Raw genomic sequence first — 23456 nt, forward strand, 5'->3', positions numbered from 1 at the left:
GAAAAAATTTTTTCTCCCCGCTGAACAAGTTTTCAGAACTTTATAAAAGTTCTGAAAACTTAGGATTTCAATGGCGCAGGACACCCTTCTTGGGTTTCCCGCGCACACCCTTCCTTACCGTTGCGGAGAATCTGCTACTTTATTGACAGACTCAACACCGAGGCTTTCTTGAAAGCCTCGGTGTTTTCTTAGGGGTTACAGGTACTTCACCAGTTCCTCCATGGGCTTGCGCAGTCCGTGGAGCTTGGCGGGATGGGCGCCCTCCGCAGGATACCCCAGAGGCAGCATGGCGATCATGTTCAATCCCTCCATCTCCGGGAAGGTCTTGACCAGATCCACCGGCCGGAACATACCCACATAGGTAGTGCCAAGGCCCAGATCTGCCGCCTGCAGCATCATCTGGGTCACAGCAATGGCGGCGTCGATCTCGCCGTGATCCTTGCCGTCATGTTCCCGGTGCCAGGACTCCTTGGGGTCATACCCTACACCGATGACCACAGGGGCGTGGAAGTGGCAGTCCATGCAGGCGTCTGCCTTTTCCAGAGCCTCGGGGCTCCGGAACACGAAGATCCGCTGGGGCTGATTGTTATGGGCGGTGGGAGCGTTGCGGCCTGCCTCCAGAATCAGATCCAGCTTCTCCTGCTCCACAGGGCGGGTATCAAATTTCCGGAGAGAGTATCTCTCTGCGGACAGCTTTTCAAAATCCATTGGGATTCCTCCTCATTTGTTTGATCGTGCTGATTGCAGCGTGTCGAAAAAGTCTTTTCGCCCCGCGTGGAGCAGGAATACACCGTTGACCCAGCCGGTTTCCGTGCGCTTTGCACCCGAAAACCGGGGGCCTTCCTCGAAACGGGCTCGCTCTTTCCGCCACTGGCAGCGCATCGCCCGTTTCCCCCTCTTGGGTTTCCCGCGCACACTCTTCCTTTCCGTCGCGGAGAATTTACCACTTTATCGACAGTATTTGATTGTATCACAGTGCTTTTTTCTCCGCAATCCCCTTCTGTAAACTTTTACCTCTGGTTCCAAAGGCCGTTCTGCTTCAGCATAGCCTCGCACTGCTCTCGGCGGCGGGTATCGTAAAATTCGATATACTTCAAGGCGTAAATATCCGTCACGATATACCGCTCCCGCCCCGGCTGGTAAATGGTGATGAAGTCGTTGCCCACATCATAGAGGATTCCCTCCCAGGAAACCGTTCCCTGCGTCCCCACCAGAAACGTAGCCACTACATAGTTTCCCTCATTTCTGGCCAGCATGGCCTTGATGGAGCCGTTGTGGGCCTCCTCCACGCTGAGGGGGTTCTGGATCACGTTCTCTGGCAGATCTGTCCGCATCCCCGGCATATTGCCCATGGGCATCATCTGTCCACCGGGCAGGGTGACGTACTCCGATCCCTCCGGTGACTGCCAGGAGCGCGCATCACCGACGCTCCTTGCCTCCGTTTGTCCGCCGCCATTGATCTCCGCCTGCCAGTCGCTCCCGCCGGACGGGACCGGCGCTGTCTGGTAAGTATTGAAACGCTGCATAAAAACACCTCTCAAGTTCTATAATAGGCATCCGTTGGATTATAAAAGCAATGATCTCCAATGCGGGTCTGCCAGTAGCCCACCTCGGAGGGGAACCTGCTCCGGCACTGAGGGCCGAAGGGATTGTAAAACCACAGAGACTCTGCCACATCGGGAATGCGGTTCCCCGCGATGGCCCAGTCGGCAATGTCGAAGTGGATCTGCTCCGGCCGCATATTGAAAATATTCTGGGGGTTGTAGGTGCCCCGTTCCGTTTCGGAGGCGCACACGAACTGGTAGGGCTGGAAAATGATGTTGCGGATGCTGCCCCGGCCCACCCGGGCGTATTCCCCGCCCCGGGCGTGGACCCGGTTCATCACCACGCCGGCCACCGCCTTCATTCCCGTATCCCCTTCCCCGCCCGCCTCGCATTGGATCAGCCGCGCCAGCAGCTCCCGGTCGGAATAAGCCATCGTTCATCATCCCCTGTTGCGTTCGGTCCGCGATTCTGTTTCGCTGGCCCATTCTATGCGGACTGTGGACGGCAGGTGCTTCCCCTCGTCAGCAATAAAGAAAAACCGGAACGGCAAAAGCCGTTCCGGTTCCTATGCGGTCACAAATGGGTGCTTACTTCTGCGCCATGGCCGCTTCCAGTCCGCGGGCAAACTGGTCGGGGCAGGAGGTGCCTCTGCCGCCGCAGTTGATGCCCTTCAGACGGGCAATGGCCTCCTCTGCCTTCATGCCCTTCACCAGCGCAGAAATACCTTGGAGGTTGCCGTTGCAGCCGCCTACCACCTGGAGATCACGGATCACGCCCTGATCGTCCACCTCTACCGACATGGCCCGGGAGCAGACGCCCCGGGGCTGGAATGTATATGTCATATTGTGTTTCCTTCTTTCCTTATTCGTTTGGAAAACAGAATAACACAATTTTTTCTCTCTGCCAAGCCCGATTTCCAATTTTCTGCAAACATCGGAACCGGAGACGTCAATCCTGCCAGGCTTTTCCGTTTTTCTGCTCCAGTGTCAGCCGGTCCGCAATCATGGCGATGAACTCCGAATTGGTAGGTTTACCTTTGGAAACACTAACTGTATATCCGAAATATTTTTGCAAGGTCTCCAAATCGCCCCGGTCCCAGGCTACCTCGATGGCGTGGCGGATGGCCCGCTCCACCCGGGAAGGCGTTGTGGCGAACCGCTTGGCCACTTCAGGATAGAGAACCTTCGTCACCGCGTTGATGACATCCATATCCCGCACCGTGATCATGATGGCCTCCCGCAGATACTGATAGCCCTTGATATGAGCGGGGACGCCGATCTCATGGATCACGGAAGTCACCATGGTTTTCAGACTGGGTAAGCTCTCCTGGGGCGCTTTGAGAAACAAGCCCCGCATCTTATCCAGCAGTGCGGCCGTTTCAAAAGGCTTTGGCAGAAAATACGCCGCCCCCAGTTCTGATGCTTCCGCCAGCATCCGGTCGGAGACAAAGCCGGAGACCAGAATGGTCATAGGGGCGTCTCCCTGCTTCTGCAGTTGCCGCAGCACGCTGATGCCGTCCATGCCCGGCAGCATCACATCCATAACCAGAAGATCCGGCATTCGTTCCTTTACCCGCTTCAGAATCTCATTTCCATCCCGCGCGATCTCCACAGAAAACTCGCCTGTCTTTTCCATTTCTTCCCACAGCAGCGTGCGAAATTCCTCGCCGGCGTCTGCCAGCAATACCGTCTTACGTTGATCCATAATGCACTCCCTTTTTCCCAAATTTGCGACGGTTTTAACGGTTTCAAGTCGCGTTTTATTTAAAATAGCACGTTCTCCTAACTTTTTCAATGAATCACAGCTAAATTTTCCAACAATCGTTCGACATTTTTCACGAGACAGCCTATTTTCCAGCACTTTCCGCGTTCTTTTGTTCTTATTTTTCGCAAAATATGGTGAAATCTGTCCAGCCTGTCTTCTTTTTTTGTGGTAGTTCTTTTCTTCTTCCACAAAATATGGTATGATAAGCCCAAGAAATATTTTGTCGCTTTTTCCGGATATAAAAATATTTTCGTCGACTGCAACTACCGTATCCGACAGCGGATACTCTCCCGCTGTACGCTTTTTTCGGAGGGATCATTATGGAGCTTCTGCGTCAACAGCTCATCGCCTACCGCCCGTGGAACGAGCAGGAGGAACGGGACCGGGAAGAGCTGCTCCGCCGTCTTGACAGCCACGAGGATCTGTACACCAGAGCCAATACCGCCGCCCATTTTACCGCTTCCGCCTGGGTGGTCAGCCCGGACCGGAAGCAGGTCCTGATGGCCTATCACAGGCTCTATGACTCCTGGGCCTGGCTGGGCGGCCACGCCGACGGAGACCGGGATCTGCTGGCCGTGGCGCTGCGGGAGGTCCGGGAGGAAAGCGGTCTCACGGAGGTCCGCCCCGTGTCGGAGGATCTGTATTCTTTGGAAATTCTGACGGTGGACGGCCACGAAAAGCACGGCCGGTACGTTTCCTCCCACCTCCATCTCAACGTCACCTACCTCTTAGAGGCGGACCCCTCCGCCGCCATCCGTCCCAAGCCCGACGAGAACAGCCGGGTGGGCTGGTTCTCCCCGGCGGACGCTATGGCCGCCTCCAGCGAGCCGTGGTTCCGGGAGCGGATCTACACGAAGCTGAACGATAAGCTGTCCCGTTTTTAAGCCGCTCCATCGACGGATAAGTCAGCACATTTCCGCTCGAAACAACTCTCTGACACAGTGAATCGTGCGGAAACAGAAACCTTTTAGAGAAAACCCGCCTGTGCGGATATGCGTACCAAAGGAGGAGTGAACAGTGAAAGCATACGAGTACGTCAACATTCACATTGGGAAGTTTGTGGGCGCAGGATCGGAGGCGCACCGGGCCATTATCGACGAATACGCCGCAAAGGGCTATCGTTATGTCGGGTACATCCCCACAAATATCAACAATTACGGAAAGATAACGGACTTGGATCTTGTCTTTGAGCGGGACGCTTGACCTCTGGTTTGTGGGAGCCTCCATGCCAAAAAGGAACAGGGCGGGGAGAAACGATTTCTCCCCGCCTCGTCATTTTACTTTTTCTACACGTTTTCTCCCGCGTTCAGCATAGTTTCCATGGAAATTCCATATCCTTTTGTTGCGTCGGAAAGCAGCACATGGGTCACAGCCCCTACCAGCTTTCCGTTTTGAATAATGGGACTGCCGCTCATCCCCTGCACGATGCCGCCGGTGGCGGCGATCAGGTCCGGGTCCGTGACGGAGATCACCATTTCCCGGCCGTCAGAGGCATTTGGGAGCCGTTTCAAAATTTCAACGGCATACTCCCGCACCTCGTCCCCGGACACATTGGCCCGGATCGTTGCCGGTCCCTCCACGGCATCGCCCACCGGCAGAGCCTCGCCCGCCGCAAGGGTGCAGTCCGCCGGAAGTGTGCCGAAAATGCCGCAGTCGGTGTTGGCGCACAGGGGGCCAAGGTCGCCGGACAGGTCAAAATTGCCCCGCAGCTCCCCGGCGCTGCCGCTGCTCCCCTTCTTCACCGCCTTCACGGTGGAGGGCAGGATGGAGCCGCTGCCGAAGGGCATCAGAGCCATGGTATCGCCGTCGGTGATCCCGTGTCCCAGCGCGCCGAAAGCGCCGGTCGCGGGATCGTAATAGGTCACGGTGCCGATGCCCGCCATGCTGTCCCGGATCCACGCGCCGATGCAGCAGATGCCCTGTTCATTCCGTTCCGGCTCCACAGAGAGGGTCAGCGGGCTGCCCTGCCGCTTGATCTCCAATGCCGTGGCGTCCGTTCCGTTTTTTTGCAGCAGGGATTGGAACTGCTCCGTGGAGGTCACGGCCTCGCCGCCGCACTCCACGATCACGTCGCCGGTTTTCAGGCCGCAGGTCCGGGCCGGAGTACCGCCCTCCGGCAGCTTTACCACCACCACGCCCCGGGCAAACAGCTTCACCCCTACGGTGTGTCCCACCGGGATCAGACTGCGTTGGACAGGCTCCGCGGCCAGAGCCGCCGTGGTACACAGCAGCAGGGCCAGCACCAGTGCCGCCCCATGCCGCAGGGGTCCTTTGGGGATCTCTTCATACAACAAGTCATCACTCCTTTGGCAGGCCGCAAAATTCACATACATACCGTATTTTTTTTGTGAAATTCTACGTTTTGTATTGTGTTTTTCTTCCGTTTGCGGCGGTCTGCCTGTTTTTTCATCCATGTCGCGCCGTTCCGCTTCACGGACAGACTTATCCTTCCCGACGCGGCAAAAGCAAATCCCGACAAAAAGCGGCAGCAGCGCCAGCCGGATCACGATGACGCTTTAAGCATAAGCGCAAAAAAGCAGACGCAGGAAATTCCTGCGTCTGCTGGTAGAAGCTTCAATTTAAAAATTCCACTCAATCCCGGCGATTGAAAATTTTGAAAATGTCATCGAAGGGGTCTTCCTCCGGTTCAGCGGGCTTTTCCTCTGCCGGAGCAATGGGCTCAATGGGTGCAAAGGGTGCCTTGGGCTGCTCATCCTTCTCCTGACCCTCCAACTGAACGGGAGGCTTTGCAAATGTGCCGATCTTAGGCAGATCGTCAGCCGGGTTCTTATCAAAGCCGGTGGCGATGACGGTGACACGGATCTCGTCGTCCATAGTTTCGTCGAAGGTGGCGCCGAAGATGGTGAGGGCGTCGGGATGGACGGCCTGCTGCACCAGAGAGGCGGCCTGCTCCACTTCCTCCAGGCCGATGTCCATAGAGCCGGTGACGTTGATAAGGACGCCCTTGGCCCCCTCGATAGAGGTCTCCAGCAGGGGGCTGGAAATGGCCATACGGGCGGCTTCCTCGGCCTTGCCCTTGCCGGCAGCCCGGCCCACGCCCATGTGAGCCATACCTGCGTTCTTCATAATGGCCGTCACATCGGCAAAGTCCAGATTGATGAAGCCGGTGTCGCGGATCAGGTCGGAAATGGATTGCACTGCCTGACGCAGCACATCGTCGGCGATCTCAAAGGCGTTGGCAAAGGTGATCTTCTGATCCGTGGCGTGTTTCAGCCGCTCGTTGGGGATGATGACCAGAGAGTCCACCTTATCCTTCAGCTCGGCAATGCCGCTCTCCGCCTGCTGCATCCGGCGGCGGCCCTCAAAGCCAAAGGGCTTGGTGACCACGGCCACGGTGAGAATATCCATCTCCTTGGCGATCTCCGCCACAATGGGTGCGCCGCCAGTGCCGGTGCCGCCGCCCATGCCGGCGGTGATGAACACCATATCGGTGTCCTCCAGCGCCTTGGCGATCTGGTTTCGGCTCTCCTCAGCGGACTTGCGGCCCACCTCGGGGTCGGAGCCGGCGCCCTGACCGTGGGTCAGCTTTTCGCCGATCTGGATCTTGTATGTAGCACTGGAAACATTCAGTGCCTGCTTATCTGTATTCACGGCCACGAACTCCACACCCTTGGTGCCGGAGCGGACCATGCGGTTGACCACGTTGTTGCCGCCGCCGCCAACGCCGATGACCTTGATGTTGACCACGGACTCGGGGCCGGTTTCCAATCCAAATGCCATAGCGGTGCCTCCTGCTGTCTTTTGTACGAAAGGGCGGCAAGCCGCCCTGTAAATCACAAGTTATAGTGTCCCAAGCATAGTGGGATATGATTATCTATTGTATGCTATTTTCCCGGTGAGGTCAAGGGTTGCCGGAGATTTGTTTCCGATTTTTTTCGGCGTCTCCCTCCCGGCTTCCTCTTATTTTCTGGTATCCTGATCAAATATGACCTGGCCGTCCTCCTGCCGCATATCAAAGGTGCCTGTCATATTATCCTGGATCTTGTCACTGTTGATGGCCAGTTCCAGCACCCGCAGCTTATAGGAAAAGTCCGCCTGATAGGGCATTTTCACCGTAAAGCGGTCCATATAGTCCATAGAAATATAGGACGCCTCTCCCAGATGGATGGCATCCACCTTTGCCAGATCCCCCGTTTCATCCAGCACAGCCAGCAATTCCAGCAGGCTTTCCCGCCGGGTCTCATAGGCCGTATCCACAGCGATCTGGGTTCCTACGGAGGGGGACAGCAGCTCACAGCCGTCAACGGTGGGGTATCCCGCGGCGGTATCCGTCTGCTCCACGATCTTTCCGGCAGGACTCATCAGCCACACTGTCCCGTCCTGCGTCCAGGCCAGAGGATCGCCGCACTCCTGCACCTGGATCAGCAGGGTGTCCGGCAGCTTCCGCTGAATACGGGTGTTTTCGATCTCGATATATGGCAGGGCCTCGGCGATGTTCCGAATCACCTGATACTTGTTCAGCAAAAAGAGGTTGTCACCGTCCTCCACGCCGCTGGCCTGACGGATCTCCGCCTCCGTATAGCGCTTCTCCCCGGTGATGACCACCGTATCCACCCGGAAAAACAGGGTGATGGCCGCCACCAGACAGCCGCAGATCAGGAATACGGACAGCAGCTTATAGAGGAAGCCGCTGCCTCCCCTTCTGCGCCGCCGCGCCGATCCTCTCCGTCTTGCCATGGTGGTTCTCCTTTACAGTCTGTCTCTCAGGGGGAGGCCGTCTCCTCCACCCGCCGTATATCCGCGCCCAGCGCCGCCAGATCATCCTCGATGCTCTGATAGCCCCGGTCGATATGGGTAATGTCCGAAATGGCGGTCTCTCCCTCCGCTGCCAGAGCCGCTGCGCACAGTGCCGCGCCGCCACGCAGGTCCGTACACCGCACGGCGGCTCCGTGGAGCCGCTCCACGCCCAGCACCACCGCCGTCCGTCCGGAAACCCGGATGTCTGCTCCCATGCGGGCCAGCTCATCCACATGGCGGTAGCGGCTGCTGAACAGGTTTTCCTCGAATACCGCCGCCCCCCGGCACCGCAGCAGCGCCGCCATCAAAATGGCCTGCGCGTCGGTGGGAAAACCGGGATAGGGAGCCGTGCGGATGGGCCGGGGCGCCGTCAATCGTCCGGTACGGCGGCACACGATCCCGGCGCTGCCGCCGGTCACGTCGCACCCCGCCTCCCGGAGCACCGCCGTCACAGCGGAGAGGTGCTCCTCCCGTGCGTCCCGGAGAAAGACCTCGCCCCCGGCGGAGGCCGCCCCGCAGAGGTAGGTAGCCGCCGCGATGCGGTCCGGCAGAATGGTGTAAGTACCGCCGTGGAGGGGCCGTCCGCCCCGGATCACCACCGTGGATGTGCCCGCGCCGGTGATCTCCGCGCCGCAGGTATTCAAAAAGCCTTGCAGGTCTTCAATTTCCGGTTCTCTGGCGGCGTTGGAAAGCACCGTGACGCCCTCCGCGCCGCAGGCCGCCAGCATCAGATTTTCCGTGGCCCCCACAGAGGGGAACCCCAGCACGATCTCCCGCCCCGTCAGCTTTGCCGCCTTGCAGTGCAGGGTGCCGCCGGTATCGTCGATCTCCGCCCCAAGTGCCCGGAGGCCGGAGAGGTGCAGGTCGATGGGCCGGGGACCTAATTCGCAGCCGCCGGGGCTGGTGAGGCTTGCCTCCCCGCACCGGGCCAGGATCGCCCCCAGAAAGATCACGGAGGACCGCATCTCCCGCATCAGCGCGTCGGGAACGTCGCAGCCGGACATTCCGGCGGTGTCCACCTCCAACACATCCCCCCGCCACCCGGCCTTGCAGCCCAAGGCTTGCAGGATACGGATGGACGCCTCCACATCCCGCAGACGGGGACAGCGGCGCAGCACCACGCTTCCGCCGGTGAGAATGGTAGCTGCCAGAATGGGCAGCACGCTGTTTTTCGCTCCCTGTATGGTAACTTCCCCTTGGAGGCGATTCCCGCCCCGGATCAGCAGTCGGCTCATATTATTGGTCCCTCCCGATGAAAATGGTATCACGGGCCATTCTATGGGGAGAGAGCAACTTCGGTTCCTGCCGCCGCTTTATCAAAAGGGCTAAACGCCCGCCGTTTTCTCGAATACAGGGCGCTTTCGCCGTCTATTTTTCGGTTACTTTGATACTTTATCACGGCGATGGGCCGGTGTAAAGTCCGAAACAGTAAATTACAGCAACTCCTGAACGGTTTCGTAAATTCGCTGGGCCGCATCCCGGATGCCCAATTCCGCCATGGCCGACGCCATGGCTTCCCGCCGGACATCATCATGCAAAATGCCTGCCGCCGTCTGAAACAGCGCCTGCCCGGAGGAATTCTGCTCCAGTAAAACCTCCACGCCGCCGTGGGTCTCCAGCGCGCGGGCGTTTTTCTCCTGGTGGTTGTTGGTCACATAGGGGGATGGCACCATGATGGCCGGCACGCCCAGCGCCGTCAGCTCGCTGACGGTGGAGGCCCCCGCCCGGCAGATCACCAGATCCGCCGCCCGCATCACCGGGGCCATGTCATAGATGTATTCCCGGACCTGCAGGGAGGGGTGGTCCTTCAGATCCACGCCCTTCTCCGCCAATGCCTTCAGCACGGCAGCATATCCGCTCTTGCCCGCGCCGTGGATATGATGGAACGGCTCCTTCCCCGCCTCCAAAGCCAGCATATCCGCCATCTGGGCGTTCATGCCGGAAGCGCCCAGAGACCCCCAGAAGGAGACGATCAGCGGCCGTCCGTCATTGACGCCCAGCTTTTCCTTGGCCGCCTCCTTGGTCAGGGTGAAGAAGTCCTCCCGGACCGGGGTGCCGGTGACGGCCACCTTCTCCGGGTGCTTGTAGTGCTGGCGGCAGGATTCAAAGCCTACCATGATCCGCCCGGCGTAAGGCTCCAGCAGCTCCGTGGTCAGTCCCGGCACGGCGTTGGACTCATGGACCGCCGTGGGGATGCCCATTTTGGCGGCGGCCTTCACGGTGGGATAGCTGGCGTAGCCGCCGGTGCCGATCACCGCGTCAGGCCGGAACTCCTTCAAAATAGCCCGGGCCTCTGCCGGGGAGCGGACCATATTGTAGAGGGACACCAGATTGTGCTTGATCTCCGCCGGCTTGAGGGAGCGGTGAAAGCTGGAGATGTGAACGGTACGGAATTCGTATCCCGCCTTGGGGATCAGGTCCTTTTCCAAGCCACGCTCCGCCCCCACGAACAGTATTTTGATCTGCGGGTTCTTCTCCGCCATCAGCTGCGCCACGGCAATAGCCGGGTTCACATGGCCCGCCGTGCCGCCGCAGGTGAAGATCACCCGGTCAATGCGCTTTTCCACCAGCAGCGCCCCTTTCCAAAAAGATGTCAAAACAGGCCAAAAAGGCAGGTGTTTACCCTGCCTAAGGCTATCAAGAAAACGGTAAGGAAGGGTGTGCGCGGGAAACCCAAGAAGGGTGTCCTGCGCCATTAAAATCCAATATTTTCAGAACTAACAGTTCTGAAAATGTGTCAGCGGGGCGAAAAAACTTTTCGACACGCTGAGGCAGGTGTTTACCCTGCCTTTGTTGGCTTCATTTGCCTGGATACGCTCAGGATCACACCCATTTCCGCCAGCTGGATAAGCAGGGCGGTGCCGCCGTAGCTGAAAAACGGCAGGGAGATGCCGGTGGTGGGGAGCAGCCCCGTCACCACGCTGATGTTCAAAAACACCTGCACAGCCAGCTGCGTGGTAAAGCCCACCACTAACAGTGTGCCGAACCGGTCACGGGTGTGGAGGGCGATCCAGTAGCCCCGAAGGATCAGCGCCGCAAACAGCAGCATGATGATCCCGGCCCCCACCAGCCCCAATTCCTCGCAGGCGATGGAGAAAATGAAATCGTTGTGCTCCTCCGGCAGAAACAGGAACTTCTGCCGGCTCTTGCCAAGACCCAGTCCCCACAGGCCGCCGGAGCCGATGGTAATGAGGCTCTGAGAAAGCTGATAGCCCTTATCCGCGGCATCTGCCCAAGGGTCCAGCCAGTATATAACGCGGGATTTGTTATAGCCGATGACAAATAAAGCCACATACACCATGCCAACCGCCGCGCCAGCGGCAGTACCTACCCAGATCCAGTTGATGCCGCCCACAAGCATCATGGCCGCCCCTGCGCCCAAAATCAGGATCGCGCCGGAGAGGTGGGGCTCAACGGCCACCAGGCCTGCCACTACCACCAGAATAAAGGCGTAGGGTAGCACGCCGTAGCGGAAGCTGCGCATTTTGTCCTTTTTTCGGGAAATACTGTCGGCAAAGTAGGTAATGATTGCCACCTTGGCGATCTCCGAGGGCTGAAACTGAATACCGATCTTCAGCCATCGGGTCGCGCCCTTGGCCGTCACCGCGATGGGGTTGTGGGGGATGATGACCAGGATCAGGAAGATCACGGACACATAGATCAAGGCTCTGCCCGCGCCGCGAAGCCGCTGATAGTTGAATTTACTGACCAGCAGCATCACCGCCGTACCCAGCACGGCGAAAACGCCCTGCTTTTCAAAGTAATACAGCGGGTTGTGGCGGGAGGGCGCTTTCTCATAATAGGCGGAGGGAAAGCTGGCGGACAGGAGGATCACCAGACCGATGGCCGTCAGCAGCATGACCAGCAGACAGAAGGTCAGGTCGATGGGACCTTTGGCCAGTTCCCGGCTCTCTTCCATTTTTTCCCGGCGGCGCTGCTTGCGCTCCTGAAGGGCCAGCTTCTCCTGATGGGTCAGGGGACGGCGGCGGGGCCGTGTCTGGGTCATGGGTGCTCCCTCCTTTCTCTCCAAATCAAGTCAAGTGTTTTTACTTTACAGATAGCGGCTCCGGATGCCGTAATACGCCAGCAGGCAGAACACTGCCGTAATGGACACAAAGACCGTTACGATCTTCACCTCGCTCCAGCCGCACCGCTCCAAATGGTGATGCAGAGGGGCCATTTTGAAAAACCGCTTGCCATGAGTGGCCTTGAAGTATCCAACCTGTATAATATCGGATAAAGTTTCCAGAATGTAGATGATCCCCACCGGAATCAGCACCAGCGGCATATCAAAGGCAAAGGCCAGCGCCGCCACCGCGCCGCCTAAAAACAGGCTGCCGGTGTCACCCATGAAGCATTTGGCGGGATGGCGGTTATACAGGGCATAAAAGCCCACCAGACTGCCGCACAGGGCGGAGGAGAAAATTCCCAGCGTGGTGAATTTCCAGATCATAGCGGTTCCCATGAAGAACGCCATGACCACAGCGGTGACGCTGGAGGCCAGACCGTCGATACCATCGGTGAGGTTCACGGAGTTGACGCAGCCCACGATGACGAAGGCGGCGAAGATCAGATACACGATCCAGTTCACTGTCAGCGTCACGTTGACAAAGGGGATATAGAGATCGTTGGTCAGGAGGCCCTCATACCGCATCAGGCACAGGAACACCACCGCCGCCAGAAGCTGCAAAGCAAACTTTTGCTTGGCGGTCAGGCCCTCGTTCTGGTGCTGGCGGACCTTGCGGTAGTCATCCACAAAGCCGATGAGCCCGAAGATCAGGGCGAACAGGTACACATACAGATGGGCGAAGTCCCCCGCCAGCATCTGCTGCCAGCCGCAGGCAAAGGTCACGATGCCGCTGCCCAGAATAAAGGCGATGCCGCCCATGGTGGGGGTGCCCGCCTTGGAATTGTGCCAGGTGGGGCCGTCCTGCCGGATCTCCTGTCCGGCCTTCAGCTTCCGCAGCTCCGCCAGTACGAATTTGCCCAGAATTATGGTCAGCACACAGCCGGCCAGTAACGCCACATAGATACTCATGCTTTCTCCTTATCCCGGTCCTGACAGCTTTCCCCGTCAGGGCCTTTCTCTTGCTGACCGGCCGGTACACATCCGGCCGGTGTTTTCGCCGCTGCGCGGCTGTATTTATGAAACGGGAATGCCTAAAGTCTGCCGGACCTCAGCGTCCGCTGTTCAGGTGCTCCGCCACGATCTCCCGCTCATCCATGTGGAACTTCTGGTGGTTCACTTCCTGATAGGTCTCGTGGCCCTTGCCGCACAGAACGATCACATCGTCCTTCTGGGCGTGGTCCATGGCCCAGCGGATCGCCTCCACCCGGTCCTCCACCACTTCGTAAGGGGTGTTGCTGCCGTCAAAGCCCGGCAAAATATCCCGGATGATGGCCGCAGGTTCTTCGGTCCGGGGATTGTCGGTGGTGACAACGGCAAAATCGGACCAGTCCGCCGCCGCCTTGCCCATGCGGGGGCGCTTGGTCTTGTCACGGTCGCCGCCGCAGCCGAACACCGCCACGGTGCGGCCCTTGGCAAATTCCTTCACCGTTTGCAGCACGTTCACCATGCTGTCCGGCGTGTGGGCGTAGTCAATGAGGATGGTATAGTCCTTGCCGGGGGTGGGGACTACCTCCACCCGGCCCTGCACATGGGGGACCTTGGCCAGAACAGCAGCGCTGTCCTTCAGGGAAATGCCCAGCGCCAGTGCGGCCCCCTGCACATCCAGCGTATTATACACCATAAAGCCGCCGGGGATATTCACCCGGATGGGTACCCGCTCGGTTTTTGTCACCGCGTCAAAGGCGATGCCGTCAGCAGACAGCACCACGTTTTCCGCCCGGAGGTCCGCCTCGGACTTGACGCCGTAGGTGCGCACCTGACAGGTGGCATCCTTCAGCAGCCGGGGCGTCCACGGATCGTCACCGTTCACCACGCCGACGCCGCAGTTCCGGAACAAAATGGCCTTGGCATCGCAGTAGTTTTCCATCGTTACATGGAAATCCAGATGGTCCTGGGTCAGATTGGTGAAGATGCCCACCGCATAGTGAACGCCGTAGACCCGGTCCAGACACAGGGCGTGGGAGGAGGTCTCCATCACCGCATAGGTGCACCCGGCGTCCGCCATCTCCCGGAAGAGCCGCTGGACCTCAAAGGATTCCGGCGTGGTGCGGTCCGTAGGGATGACCTCCTGCCCGATCATGTTCTGATTGGTACCGATAAGGCCCACCTTGGCCCCCCGGACCTGCTCCAGAATGGCCTTCAGCAGATAGGTGGTGGTGGTCTTGCCGCAGGTGCCGGTGACGGCGATCATGGTCATCTCCTCGGCGGGATGGCCGAACCAGTTAGCCCCGATCACCGCCAACGCGCGGCGGGAATCCGCCGTTCGGATATAAGGGCCATCCCCCTCCGGCAAATTCTGGCACAACACCGCCGCCGCGCCCTTTTCCAGCGCCGTGGCGATATACTTGTGGCCGTCTGTGGCGTAGCCGGTCATGGCTACGAACAGGTCTCCGGGCTGGGTGGCCCGGGAATCATAGCTGACGCCGGTGATTTCCATTTCCAGATCCACCGCGCAGGACGCGACAGGGACGCCGTTGAGCAGTTCCCGCAGTTTCATATCGTTTTCCTCCATTTGATCGGTATTGTTTCACGAAAGTCCACCGCCTCCCTCGCAGGGCAGTCGGCGGCTGTATACAAAGCACTCCTTGGCTATTGTAGCAGGTTTTTCCGGAAAGCATACCGAAAATGGTGTCATAAACCTGGCAAAAAGTGCGGTAAGGGGCGGTCAGTCCGTGGTTTTCGCGCCGAAACGCACCGTGACCACGCTGCCGGCAGCCAATTCCGTCCCCGCCTCCGCGCTCTGGGAAATGGCGGTGACGCTGCCGGTGCTGCCGCCGGTGCTGGTGGCGCCGGTGACCTTCATAATGAGGCCCGCGTTGGTCAGGGCCTTGTTGGCCTCCGCCGGGGTCTTACCTACCACGTTGGGGACGGTGCTGGGGGCATTGGGCTTCTCCACGCCCAGATAGAGCACGATAGAAGCATTGTTGGGCACGATGGCGCCGCCCGCCGGGGTCTGGTCCGTCACGGTATCGCCACTTCCCACGGTGGTACAGGCAAAGCCCGCCGCCTTCAAAGCTGCCTTCGCGTCCGCTGCACTCTTGCCCACCACATAGGGCACGGCGGCATCGGCGCCCGCCAGCTCCGAAGCGCTGTAATTCGGTTCAATACCCAGTGCGGGCAGGATCTCGCCCATGATCTGACCGGCCACGGGAGCCACCATGGTACCGCCGTACACGGCGGTGCCGGTATCACGGCGAGGGGTATCCATAGTCAGGAGCATGATGTACTTGGGATCGTCCGCCGGGGCGAAGCACATGAAGGACACCACCACGTCGCCCTTTGGGTTGTCGTTGGTCTTGGTGCCGGTCTTATCGGCGGTACCGGTCTTGCCGCCGATGCGGTAGCCCGCCACCCGGCCGTTTTTGCCGCTGCCGGAGGAGACCACATATTCCAGCGCCTCCCGGACAATGGCGGAGGTCTCCTCGCTGATGACCTGCCGCACCGAAGTAGAGTCATGCTGGGACAGAACGTTGCCGTCCTCGTCCAGCACCTGCTCCACAATGTAGGGCTGATAGAGATAGCCGCCGTTGACGCAGGCCGCCTGAGCCCGGATCAACTCGATGGGCGTCACGTTGAAGGTCTGGCCGAAGGAGTAGGATGCCAGAGACACCACCTGAGAGTTGAAGCTCTTTTCATCCTGAAAAATGCCCTTCACCTCACCGATCATGTCGATGCCGGTCTTATCCATCAGACCGAAGGATTTCAGATACTTGTAGTAGGTCTCCGTTCCCACGGACAGGCCCATGCTGATAAAGGCAGGGTTGCAGGAATGGCCCACCGCCTCGATGAGGGTCTGCTGGCCGTGGCCGCTGTGGTTAGAGCAGTAGATGGGCTTGTTCCAGCCCTGCACACGGGTGGAGCCGGAGCAGTAGAAGGTGGAGTTTTTCGTCACCTTGCCTTCCTCCAGCGCCGCCGCCAGCGTAATGGGCTTATAGGTGGAACCCGGCTCGTAGGTGGAGTCGATGCACTTGTTGCGCCACTGGGACTGAACAGCGCTGTTGATGGCCGCAGACCGGGCCTCGGCATACGCCTCCTCCGATTCATAGGTGGAGCGCTTTGCGTCGATCTTGGCAAGCTCCGTATCCAGCTTGGTCTTCAGGGCATCGTCAAAAATCGTGCCGTAGTCATTCAGATCGTAGTTGGGATAGGACGCCATAGCCACGATAGCTCCGGAGTTCACATCCATAACGATGCCGGTGCCGCCGTTTTTGGCGCCGTATTTTTTCAGCATACTCTCCAGACCGTTTTCCAGACTCATCTGGACGTTGGCATCCAGCGTCAGCACCAGACTGTGCCCGTTTTCCGCATCGAAGATCTGCTCGTAGTTGTACATCAGTTCCGTGCCGGCGGCGTTTCGGGCACTGATGGTATACCCGGCAGTGCCGGTAAGGGTATCGTCGTACTTGGCCTCCAGACCCACACTGCCCACGCCGTCGGAGTTTACAAAGCCCAGAACGCCGGAAGCCAGAGACCCGTACAGGTAGTACCGCTTAGAGGATGGCTGGAGCCAGACGCCTTGAAGCTTTACCCGATCCGATTCCGGCACCTCATTGCCGTCAGGGTCGATCTCGCCGTTGATGAAACGGCGAACTTCGTCGGAAACCGTCTGATCCGCCCGCTTCTTGATGTTCCAATAGTCATAGTTGGTCTTGGTCATCCGGGTTTCCAGAGTCTCCTGTTCCACGCCCAGAATGCGGCTGAGGCCCTTGGCGATGTAGGCCTGATCCCGCAGAATAGGGGCTGTGTAAGTCTCTCCCTTATCCGCCGCCTTCTTGGCGGCCTTCTCCTGCTTTTCCTTTTGGCTCTCCACAAACTCCGCAATCCGCATTGGAGAGATGTTTATGTCCTCCGCCGTGGCGGAGATGGCCAGCGTGTTGAGGTTTCGGTCATAAACGGTGCCTCGGGAGGCGTTGACCACCGCGCTGCGGGTCTGCTGCTCGATGGCTTTTTCCTGCAATACGCTGTGCTGACGGATCTGGATGTCATAGAGCTTCCAGAACAGCACTGCAAAGGTCACGATGCCCAACAGCAGCATGACCAGCACCGTCCGGCTGCGGATGACCTGATTGGCCCGCCGGGCCGCGTCGCTTTTTCTCCGGGGATTGGATGCCATAGAGTTCTCCTTTCAGGGGCAATTCAGCAAAGAAGGGGAGTAAGAAGACGCCGGCTTCTCACTCCCCGCTGTGTCACAACATACTTATTTCAGGTTCAGTCGAAATATTCCACCACGGCGTAGACTCCATGATGCAAGGAGCTTAAGATCCGGCTGAAAACGCTGGGGGTCTCCGTCCGGTAGACCACGGCGCTGTCCTCGCTGTCCAGATCCAGATAGGTGATCTGGCTGCTGGTGGGCTTGGCCATTCCGGCAGCAGCCGCCACCTCCTTGACGGTGGCCATATCAAACATCTGCTCGTGCTGGGCCGTCAGGCTGACATTTTCCGCCTGCAAGACCGTCAGTTCGCTTTTCAGAGCCACGGTGTCGGCGGCCAAGGTGGTCAGCTGCACATAGCTCAGCAGCAGCATCACCGCGGCCACGGCCACAGCCGTTACCCCCAACACAGATAGCACGGGGATCGCCTGACGCTCCCGCACCAAAACCTGTTCCTTATGATAAACCTTCGGAGCCGCCTGTGTCCGCTCGTGGCGAGGGACCTCGCCGGCATGTTCCAATTCCCGTTCCCGGACCGCCCAGTCCAGATCCCGGGCCAGACTCCCGTTTGTGCTGAATTCCCGATGCGCATAACGGTATTCTCTGGCCGCTGACGCCATTGCAGAGTCCCTCCCTTCCACAAAATCAACACACAATAAAGGGCTTGTCCCTTTTTAAAAGTCAAATATCAAATGGGTCACATTTTTCTACCACCCGCAGCTTGGCGCTGCGGGCCCGGCTGTTTTCTTCCAGCTCCGCCGCTCCCGAAACGATGGGCTTCCGGGTCACCAGCCGCACTCTGGGCTTTTTCCCGCACACGCACACCGGAAATTCCGGCGGGCAGGTGCAACCCTTGGCGGCATCCTGAAAGGCCCGCTTCACAATGCGGTCCTCCAGAGAATGGAAGGTGATGACGGCCAGCCGGCCGCCGGGGTTCAGGTGGTCGATGGCTCCGCTGAGCATGGGCGGCAGGGCGTCCAGCTCGCCGTTGACGGCAATGCGGATGGCCTGAAAGCTCCGCTTGGCCGGGTGCTGTTTCTCCCGGAGCGCGGCGGCAGGCATGGCAGAGCGGATCAGCTCCGCCAGTTCCAATGTAGTCTGGACCGGCGCGGTCTCCCGGGCCTGTACGATTCTTTTCGCAATGGCGGGGGCGTAGCGCTCCTCGCCGTACTCAAACAAAATGCGGCGCAGCTCCTCGTAGCTCCAGGTGTTTACCACATCATAAGCGGTGAGAGGGGCGGTGGCGTCCATCCGCATGTCCAGCGGTGCGTCATGCATATAGGAAAATCCACGGGACGCGTCATCCAGCTGAGGAGAGGATACTCCCAGATCAAATAACATACCGTCCACGCCGGGAATATCCAGCTCCGCCAAGATCTCGCTGACCCGGTCGAAATTGCTGTGGACCAGCGTCACCCGGTCCATCCAAGGGGCCAGCCGCTCCTGGGCCGCGTCGATAGCGGCCTGGTCCCGGTCAATGCACACCAGCCGGCCGGTGGTGAGCCTTTGGGCGATCTCTCTTGAGTGCCCCGCACGGCCCAGTGTGCCGTCTACATAAATTCCCTCCGGCCGGATATGCAGCGCTTCGATGCACTCGGCCAGCAAAACGGGCTTGTGGGTAAATTCCATAGCTCAGCTCCGATTCCGACGGGCCCGCGCCAAGGCGTCCATGGCGGCGGCCATATCGTCCTCTTCCAGCATCTGGCGTTCCCGCTCCGTCCAGGTGGCGGAATCCCAGATCTCGGCAAAGGCGTTCATGCCAACGATTGTGGCGGTTTTTTTCAGGTTTGCGTAATTCCGCAAAGCGGCGGGGATCAGAACGCGGCCCTGACCGTCAGGCTCGCACTCCACAGCGTTGGCATACAGCAGCGTCAGCGCCCGGGCCTCGGTGTAGGGCAGCTCGTCCATATCCTCGGACATCTGGTTCCACTTGGCCTCGGGATAAATGGTCAGGCAGTGCTGGGCGCCGATGGTGATGTAAAACCGGTCTCCCAGTGCCTCCCGCATATTGGAGGGAATCACCAGCCGGCCCTTGGAGTCAATGGTGTTATTGGACTTGCCCATGAGTCTGGCCATAGCGGTGCCCTCCTTCCCTACTTTTTGGGTTTTCGTGGTCCAATGTGGCACTGTTATCCACATCTTCCCCACTTTTCCCCACCACACACCCTGAGTATAAGCGATTTCAAGGGGGATTGCAAGTATTTTTTTCCGACGCAAACCCTTGAAAACAGGCCACTTTTTGCCAAAAGTCAGGAATAATTCACCGTTTTCAAACAATTGTTCCATCGTCGCCGATTGGTTTACGTAAAATCAAAAAGAATGACAACACAATATCTTGTGTTGTCATTCTTTTTCAGAACGCAAGTTGCGCTAAATATAGAGTTTTTGAAAAAGTTGCAGGTTCTTTTTCGTCATTTTTAACGAATTTTCCCGCAAAACCCCTTTTTTACGGCAGACAGTCTCCGTTATGGTCAACCATCTTTTCCACACCGACTATACTTGTTCCTATGTGTTTCGTCCGCTTGCATTGCGGCGGACAGCACGTCAATTTCCTGTCTCTTCCGCAGTCTTTCTTTCTGCCTCCAGCTTTTCCCGCTGTTCCTGAAGCTTGGCGGCGGAAGCGGCCCGGAATGCGGACCGGGACTGCTTCACCTCGGTCAGTGCGGCCTGTACAGCCTCCTCCGTCCGGGCCAGAGCGTCCTCTGCGTACTCATTTGCCACCTGACAGAGCTGGCGGGAGCGATCCTCCGCGTCGGCGATGATCTTCCGGGCCTTCTCCTTGGCGGCATAGAGCACCTCGCTGTCAGAGATCTTGCTCTTGGCCTCCAGATCCGCCTGACGCATCATCCGCTCCACGTCCCGCTTGGCCTCGTCCACAAATTTTTCCCGGGCGGCCAGCAGTTCCTGAGCCCGTTTCAGCTCCACAGGAAGCTGGTTCCGCAGCTCGTCCAGCAGATCCAGCACCTCGTCCCGGTCCACCATGCTGAGGTTGGGCTTCAGGGCGGGGGACTTGGCGTCCTCGACCCGTTCATACAGCATATCAATTAAACGGTTTACATCGTTTTCAGCCATAACGCATTCTCCTTATCGTTGTTCCGTCCAGTCCCGGATCAGGGGCAGGATCGCCTTGGGCAGGTACTTATCAAGGGGCTGATGATAATGGATCATTTCCCTTGCCACGGTGGAGCTCAAATAGATGTACGCCGGGTCCGCAGGCAGCAGCAGCGTTTCCAGCCCCGGATGCAGGCCCCGGTTCACCATGGCCTGCTGATATTCCGTGTCGAAATCGCTCTGGGTCCGGATGCCCCGGACAATGGCGGTAGCCTTCCGCTCCGCGGCGAAATCGGCCAGCAGGCCACCGTACAGCTCCGCCGTTACGTTGGGCAGCTCTAAAACCGCCGCCTCCACCAGCTTCAGCTTTTGCTCCGGGGTGAACATCTGGCCCCGCTTTTCTGCATTGGGGCTGACGCAGACATACACCTGATCGAAGCAGGCCGCCGTGCGGCGAATAATATCCATGTGTCCCAGCGTGATGGGGTCAAAGCTGCCGGAACAGACTGCGATCCTCATACCTGCGCCCCCTCGTCTCCGTCCCGGTGATAGATGGTGACGGCGATCTTGCCGTACCGGTAGGTCCGGCCCATGCGGTAGGGTGCGGACAGGGCCGGCAGGGCCTTGTCCACCGGATGCTCCGCGATCATCATGCCGTGAACGTTCAGCAGGTCATGGCGGGCAATATGGGCGATGGCCGTCTCCAGCAGTTCCGTCTCATAGGGCGGGTCCAGAAAGATCAGGTCATATTTTTCCCGGGCAGCCTTGAGAAATTCCATGGAATCCCCGGCCACGACCCGGCTCCGGTCCGTCAGATCGCAGAGCTTCAGGTTTTCGCGGGTCAAAGCTGCCGCATCCGGTCGCCGGTCCACAAACACAGCGGAAGCCGCGCCCCGGCTGAGGCACTCGATGCCCAGCTGGCCGGTGCCGGCAAACAGGTCCAGGACCTTACGGCCCTCAATATCAAATTGCAGAACGTTGAACAGCCCTTCCTTCACCCGGTCGGTGGTGGGCCGTGTCTCCATCCCCTCTAATTCCTTCAGACGGCGGCCCCTGGCGGAGCCGGTGATGACGCGCATGGTGAGATCCTCCTCATCAGATTCTAACTCAGCGTGTCAAAAAAGTCTTTTCTCCCCGCTGAGCAAGTTTTCAGAACTTTATAAAAGTTCTGAAAACTTAGGATTTTAATGGCACAGGGAAACAGGCGAAGCGCCGCCGGTGGCGGATCAAGCGAGCCTGTTTCGAGGAAGGCTCCCAATCAGCGGATATGCAGTATCCGCTGATTGGCTTGAGCCGACGGTGTATCCCTTCTTGGGTTATCTCCGCGCTAAGAGCCGCCTTGCGGCGGTTGCGCTCCGAAACACGCCTGCGGGCGCAGTCCCGCGCACACCCTTCACCCGCAAGGGGTATGCGGCATCCGTAAAGCGGCGGAGCCGCTAACGGCTGCCCTACCTTACCGTCCCGGAGAATTTACCACTTTATTGACAGTCTCTGATTCTATCTTTCTCCTTATTTTACGGCAAGAAAGCCGGTATTTCAATAGCTTTTCCGCAAAACCGCCGGAAATCCTCCGATCCGGCATCCTGTCGGCCCGGACTCGGCTCAGTAGCTGCTGATGTCCAGGCTCTCGTCATCCGAACCCTTTTCGATCTTTCGGATCTCCAGAGTATATTTCATCTCCGGACTGACGGCGACCTCCACCCGCTCCCCGGTCCGGCGGCCCATGAGGGCCTGTCCCACAGGGGATTCCTTGCTGATGAGTCCCTTTAAGGCGTCCTGCCGCAGGGTGGTGACAATGCGGACTATCATTTCCTTCTTCATCATCTCGTTATAGACCGTCACGGTGTCGAACAATCCCACGGCATCTGCCGTTTCCTTCACCTCGATGACCTTGGCGGTGCGGATCATCCGTTCCAGATAGCGGATGCGGCTGTCATTGCGGTTTTTCGCCTGCTTGGCGCATTTATATTCATAATTCTCGCTGAGATCCCCGAAGGCGCGGGCGGTCTGGACCTCCTCAATGAGCTGGGGACGCAGTTCCCGGACCCGGTAGTTGATCTCCTCCTGCATTTTCTGAATGTCCACCGCCGTCAATTCATCATACATACAAGGTCCTCCGATCCTGATCAATTCTAATGGGATAGTATAGCACAAGCCGCCGGGCAAAAGCAATGCCCCGGAGCCGTTTTCCCGGCTCCGGGGCGCTTTCCCATTCCTGTTCAACAGTTGCCCTGCCGCCCAAGGCTCCGCTCCAGCAGTGCCATGAGCCGCTCCGCATGGCGGTATTCGTCCTCGCTCAGTTCATTGAGTAGCTTGACAAGGCAGACATCCGTGGTGCCGTCTGCCGTCCGGGCATAGTTCAGGCCGCTGCACGCCTCCTCATGGTAGCTTCGCCGCAGTTCCTCCGCCCAACGGCCCGGGCAGAACACGCCGCACACCAGATTGGGCCGGTAGGGCTGGCCGGTGATGAGATACCGGGCCGCCATGAGCCGCCGGGCGTGGCCGTTCTCCTCCTCCGCCATGTCCCGCAAGGTCTGCCTCGCCCACGAGGGTGCCTGCCGGGACAGCGCCAGATAGCGCCGCCGGTCCTCCAGTTCCTCCTCGATGTATCCCTCCAGCACCGTCAGAAGCTCCATTGCCTCGCTGCCCATGCAGCAGGGGTTCGGCTCCGCGCCGGGAAGCTGGCTCTCTTGCGCCGGCGGCAGTTCCTCCCTTCGCGGCATTGCTTCCGCCGTGGTTTCCGGATAGGGCTCCAGCCCGGGGCCCACCCGCTGCCAGAGCCGGTCATGCTGCCGGAAATCGTAGATCTCCGGCTCGTGGAGATTTCGTTCCATGGGCTCCCCCTCCTTTTCCCTCCAGTCTATGCGGACCCGGAAAAAAAGTGCCGGTTTTACTGAAAAATCCCCCCTTACCCTTTGACAGGTAGGGTAAAATATGTTAGGGTATAACAGTATGCGGATTTCGGCCGCTTCCGACCGTTTTCTGTTGCTTTTGCAACCAATATTTCCCCGTATTTTTGGTATACTACATGAGAAAGACAGGAAATTTTTCCTTTCCCCA

At 58.8% G+C, this 23456-nt stretch carries 24 protein-coding genes; 2 read left to right on the forward strand and 22 right to left on the reverse strand.

Going from position 1 to position 23456, the window contains the following annotated elements; genetic code table 11:
- Nucleotides 1–195 precede the first annotated feature (195 nt).
- The 5 genes from H8Z83_RS08015 to spo0A form a co-directional block, all read right to left on the reverse strand.
- Complete coding sequence (locus H8Z83_RS08015; protein WP_187014557.1) at nt 196–708, reverse strand: nitroreductase family protein; 513 nt, start codon at nt 706–708, stop codon at nt 196–198.
- 302 nt (nt 709–1010) lie between these two features.
- Nucleotides 1011–1526, reverse strand: coding sequence for a hypothetical protein (locus H8Z83_RS08020; protein WP_187014558.1), 516 nt, complete (start codon nt 1524–1526; stop codon nt 1011–1013).
- A gap of 11 nt (nt 1527–1537) precedes the next feature.
- Nucleotides 1538–1978 carry a cell wall hydrolase gene (locus H8Z83_RS08025; RefSeq protein ID WP_187014559.1) on the reverse strand — a complete coding sequence of 147 codons (441 nt, stop codon included), beginning with the start codon at nt 1976–1978 and terminating at the stop codon, nt 1538–1540.
- A 154-nt stretch (nt 1979–2132) separates the two neighbouring features.
- Entirely contained in the window at nt 2133–2387 is a 255-nt protein-coding gene (locus tag H8Z83_RS08030; protein ID WP_187014560.1) for a TIGR03905 family TSCPD domain-containing protein, read from the reverse strand.
- A gap of 106 nt (nt 2388–2493) precedes the next feature.
- Nucleotides 2494–3249: a sporulation transcription factor Spo0A gene (gene spo0A, locus H8Z83_RS08035; RefSeq protein ID WP_187014561.1), complete on the reverse strand. Its 756-nt coding sequence runs from the start codon at nt 3247–3249 to the stop codon at nt 2494–2496.
- Between the two features lie 380 nt (nt 3250–3629).
- Here spo0A and H8Z83_RS08040 point away from each other — a divergent pair, with 380 nt between their 5' ends.
- On the forward strand, nt 3630–4193 hold the full coding sequence (locus tag H8Z83_RS08040; RefSeq protein ID WP_187014562.1) for an NUDIX hydrolase: 564 nt from the start codon (nt 3630–3632) through the stop codon (nt 4191–4193).
- Between the two features lie 133 nt (nt 4194–4326).
- Complete coding sequence (locus H8Z83_RS08045) at nt 4327–4512, forward strand: DUF4177 domain-containing protein (protein ID WP_187014563.1); 186 nt, start codon at nt 4327–4329, stop codon at nt 4510–4512.
- Nucleotides 4513–4595: 83 nt separating this feature from the next.
- On the opposite strand, the gene H8Z83_RS08050 is transcribed toward H8Z83_RS08045, so the two are convergent.
- The 17 genes from H8Z83_RS08050 to H8Z83_RS20035 all read right to left on the reverse strand — a co-directional run bounded on the left by H8Z83_RS08050 (nt 4596) and on the right by H8Z83_RS20035 (nt 23230).
- A complete protein-coding gene (locus tag H8Z83_RS08050; protein ID WP_243184838.1) occupies nt 4596–5603 on the reverse strand; it encodes a SpoIVB peptidase S55 domain-containing protein in 1008 nt (335 codons plus the stop codon).
- 298 nt (nt 5604–5901) lie between these two features.
- Complete coding sequence (gene ftsZ / locus H8Z83_RS08055) at nt 5902–7050, reverse strand: cell division protein FtsZ (protein WP_187014565.1); 1149 nt, start codon at nt 7048–7050, stop codon at nt 5902–5904.
- Nucleotides 7051–7230: 180 nt separating this feature from the next.
- A complete protein-coding gene (locus tag H8Z83_RS08060; RefSeq protein WP_187014566.1) occupies nt 7231–8007 on the reverse strand; it encodes a cell division protein FtsQ/DivIB in 777 nt (258 codons plus the stop codon).
- 26 nt (nt 8008–8033) lie between these two features.
- Nucleotides 8034–9302, reverse strand: coding sequence for a UDP-N-acetylglucosamine 1-carboxyvinyltransferase (gene murA, locus H8Z83_RS08065; RefSeq protein WP_187014567.1), 1269 nt, complete (start codon nt 9300–9302; stop codon nt 8034–8036).
- Nucleotides 9303–9500: 198 nt separating this feature from the next.
- Nucleotides 9501–10634: an undecaprenyldiphospho-muramoylpentapeptide beta-N-acetylglucosaminyltransferase gene (murG, locus tag H8Z83_RS08070; protein WP_366463971.1), complete on the reverse strand. Its 1134-nt coding sequence runs from the start codon at nt 10632–10634 to the stop codon at nt 9501–9503.
- Nucleotides 10635–10846: 212 nt separating this feature from the next.
- The gene (ftsW, locus tag H8Z83_RS08075) at nt 10847–12073 is read right to left on the reverse strand and encodes a putative lipid II flippase FtsW (RefSeq protein WP_187014569.1); all 1227 of its coding nucleotides are present in this window, start codon (nt 12071–12073) and stop codon (nt 10847–10849) included.
- A gap of 45 nt (nt 12074–12118) precedes the next feature.
- A complete protein-coding gene (gene mraY, locus H8Z83_RS08080; protein WP_187014570.1) occupies nt 12119–13105 on the reverse strand; it encodes a phospho-N-acetylmuramoyl-pentapeptide-transferase in 987 nt (328 codons plus the stop codon).
- A 139-nt stretch (nt 13106–13244) separates the two neighbouring features.
- Entirely contained in the window at nt 13245–14693 is a 1449-nt protein-coding gene (locus tag H8Z83_RS08085; RefSeq protein ID WP_187014571.1) for a UDP-N-acetylmuramoyl-L-alanyl-D-glutamate--2,6-diaminopimelate ligase, read from the reverse strand.
- A gap of 168 nt (nt 14694–14861) precedes the next feature.
- On the reverse strand, nt 14862–17309 hold the full coding sequence (locus H8Z83_RS08090) for a penicillin-binding transpeptidase domain-containing protein (protein WP_187014572.1): 2448 nt from the start codon (nt 17307–17309) through the stop codon (nt 14862–14864).
- 95 nt (nt 17310–17404) lie between these two features.
- On the reverse strand, nt 17405–17965 hold the full coding sequence (locus H8Z83_RS08095; RefSeq protein ID WP_187014573.1) for a hypothetical protein: 561 nt from the start codon (nt 17963–17965) through the stop codon (nt 17405–17407).
- Between the two features lie 61 nt (nt 17966–18026).
- Nucleotides 18027–18974: a 16S rRNA (cytosine(1402)-N(4))-methyltransferase RsmH gene (rsmH, locus tag H8Z83_RS08100; RefSeq protein WP_187014574.1), complete on the reverse strand. Its 948-nt coding sequence runs from the start codon at nt 18972–18974 to the stop codon at nt 18027–18029.
- Nucleotides 18975–18977: 3 nt separating this feature from the next.
- Nucleotides 18978–19421 carry a division/cell wall cluster transcriptional repressor MraZ gene (gene mraZ, locus H8Z83_RS08105; protein WP_187014575.1) on the reverse strand — a complete coding sequence of 148 codons (444 nt, stop codon included), beginning with the start codon at nt 19419–19421 and terminating at the stop codon, nt 18978–18980.
- 468 nt (nt 19422–19889) lie between these two features.
- Complete coding sequence (locus H8Z83_RS08110) at nt 19890–20417, reverse strand: hypothetical protein (RefSeq protein ID WP_187014576.1); 528 nt, start codon at nt 20415–20417, stop codon at nt 19890–19892.
- A 12-nt stretch (nt 20418–20429) separates the two neighbouring features.
- Nucleotides 20430–20915, reverse strand: coding sequence for a pantetheine-phosphate adenylyltransferase (coaD, locus tag H8Z83_RS08115; RefSeq protein WP_187014577.1), 486 nt, complete (start codon nt 20913–20915; stop codon nt 20430–20432).
- A complete protein-coding gene (gene rsmD / locus H8Z83_RS08120; protein ID WP_187014578.1) occupies nt 20912–21475 on the reverse strand; it encodes a 16S rRNA (guanine(966)-N(2))-methyltransferase RsmD in 564 nt (187 codons plus the stop codon). Before rsmD ends, coaD begins: the two co-directional genes overlap by 4 nt.
- Nucleotides 21476–21998: 523 nt before the next feature.
- Nucleotides 21999–22502, reverse strand: coding sequence for a GreA/GreB family elongation factor (locus H8Z83_RS08125; protein ID WP_187014579.1), 504 nt, complete (start codon nt 22500–22502; stop codon nt 21999–22001).
- A gap of 113 nt (nt 22503–22615) precedes the next feature.
- Nucleotides 22616–23230 (reverse strand): ferritin-like domain-containing protein, encoded by a 615-nt coding sequence (locus tag H8Z83_RS20035; protein WP_187014580.1) that lies wholly within the window; start codon nt 23228–23230, stop codon nt 22616–22618.
- Nucleotides 23231–23456: the final 226 nt, after the last annotated feature.

Origin of the sequence: Dysosmobacter segnis (genome assembly GCF_014297285.1) — a bacterium.
GTDB lineage: Bacteria > Bacillota > Clostridia > Oscillospirales > Oscillospiraceae > Oscillibacter > Oscillibacter segnis.

Bases quoted from the DNA above. Each gene is read 5' to 3' on its own strand.
- mraZ (WP_187014575.1), bottom strand. From the start codon at position 19,421: ATGGCCAGACTCATGGGCAAGTCCAATAACACCATTGACTCCAAGGGC.
- H8Z83_RS20035 (WP_187014580.1), bottom strand. From the start codon at position 23,230: ATGGAACGAAATCTCCACGAGCCGGAGATCTACGATTTCCGGCAGCAT.
- ftsW (WP_187014569.1), bottom strand. From the start codon at position 12,073: ATGACCCAGACACGGCCCCGCCGCCGTCCCCTGACCCATCAGGAGAAG.
- H8Z83_RS08125 (WP_187014579.1), bottom strand. From the start codon at position 22,502: ATGTATGATGAATTGACGGCGGTGGACATTCAGAAAATGCAGGAGGAG.
- H8Z83_RS08040 (WP_187014562.1), top strand. From the start codon at position 3,630: ATGGAGCTTCTGCGTCAACAGCTCATCGCCTACCGCCCGTGGAACGAG.
- rsmD (WP_187014578.1), bottom strand. From the start codon at position 21,475: ATGCGCGTCATCACCGGCTCCGCCAGGGGCCGCCGTCTGAAGGAATTA.
- ftsZ (WP_187014565.1), bottom strand. From the start codon at position 7,050: ATGGCATTTGGATTGGAAACCGGCCCCGAGTCCGTGGTCAACATCAAG.
- H8Z83_RS08085 (WP_187014571.1), bottom strand. From the start codon at position 14,693: ATGAAACTGCGGGAACTGCTCAACGGCGTCCCTGTCGCGTCCTGCGCG.
- H8Z83_RS08015 (WP_187014557.1), bottom strand. From the start codon at position 708: ATGGATTTTGAAAAGCTGTCCGCAGAGAGATACTCTCTCCGGAAATTT.
- coaD (WP_187014577.1), bottom strand. From the start codon at position 20,915: ATGAGGATCGCAGTCTGTTCCGGCAGCTTTGACCCCATCACGCTGGGA.
- H8Z83_RS08095 (WP_187014573.1), bottom strand. From the start codon at position 17,965: ATGGCGTCAGCGGCCAGAGAATACCGTTATGCGCATCGGGAATTCAGC.
- rsmH (WP_187014574.1), bottom strand. From the start codon at position 18,974: ATGGAATTTACCCACAAGCCCGTTTTGCTGGCCGAGTGCATCGAAGCG.
- H8Z83_RS08060 (WP_187014566.1), bottom strand. From the start codon at position 8,007: ATGGCAAGACGGAGAGGATCGGCGCGGCGGCGCAGAAGGGGAGGCAGC.
- spo0A (WP_187014561.1), bottom strand. From the start codon at position 3,249: ATGGATCAACGTAAGACGGTATTGCTGGCAGACGCCGGCGAGGAATTT.
- H8Z83_RS08030 (WP_187014560.1), bottom strand. From the start codon at position 2,387: ATGACATATACATTCCAGCCCCGGGGCGTCTGCTCCCGGGCCATGTCG.
- murA (WP_187014567.1), bottom strand. From the start codon at position 9,302: ATGAGCCGACTGCTGATCCGGGGCGGGAATCGCCTCCAAGGGGAAGTT.
- H8Z83_RS08020 (WP_187014558.1), bottom strand. From the start codon at position 1,526: ATGCAGCGTTTCAATACTTACCAGACAGCGCCGGTCCCGTCCGGCGGG.
- H8Z83_RS08110 (WP_187014576.1), bottom strand. From the start codon at position 20,417: ATGGCTGAAAACGATGTAAACCGTTTAATTGATATGCTGTATGAACGG.
- H8Z83_RS08090 (WP_187014572.1), bottom strand. From the start codon at position 17,309: ATGGCATCCAATCCCCGGAGAAAAAGCGACGCGGCCCGGCGGGCCAAT.
- mraY (WP_187014570.1), bottom strand. From the start codon at position 13,105: ATGAGTATCTATGTGGCGTTACTGGCCGGCTGTGTGCTGACCATAATT.
- H8Z83_RS08025 (WP_187014559.1), bottom strand. From the start codon at position 1,978: ATGGCTTATTCCGACCGGGAGCTGCTGGCGCGGCTGATCCAATGCGAG.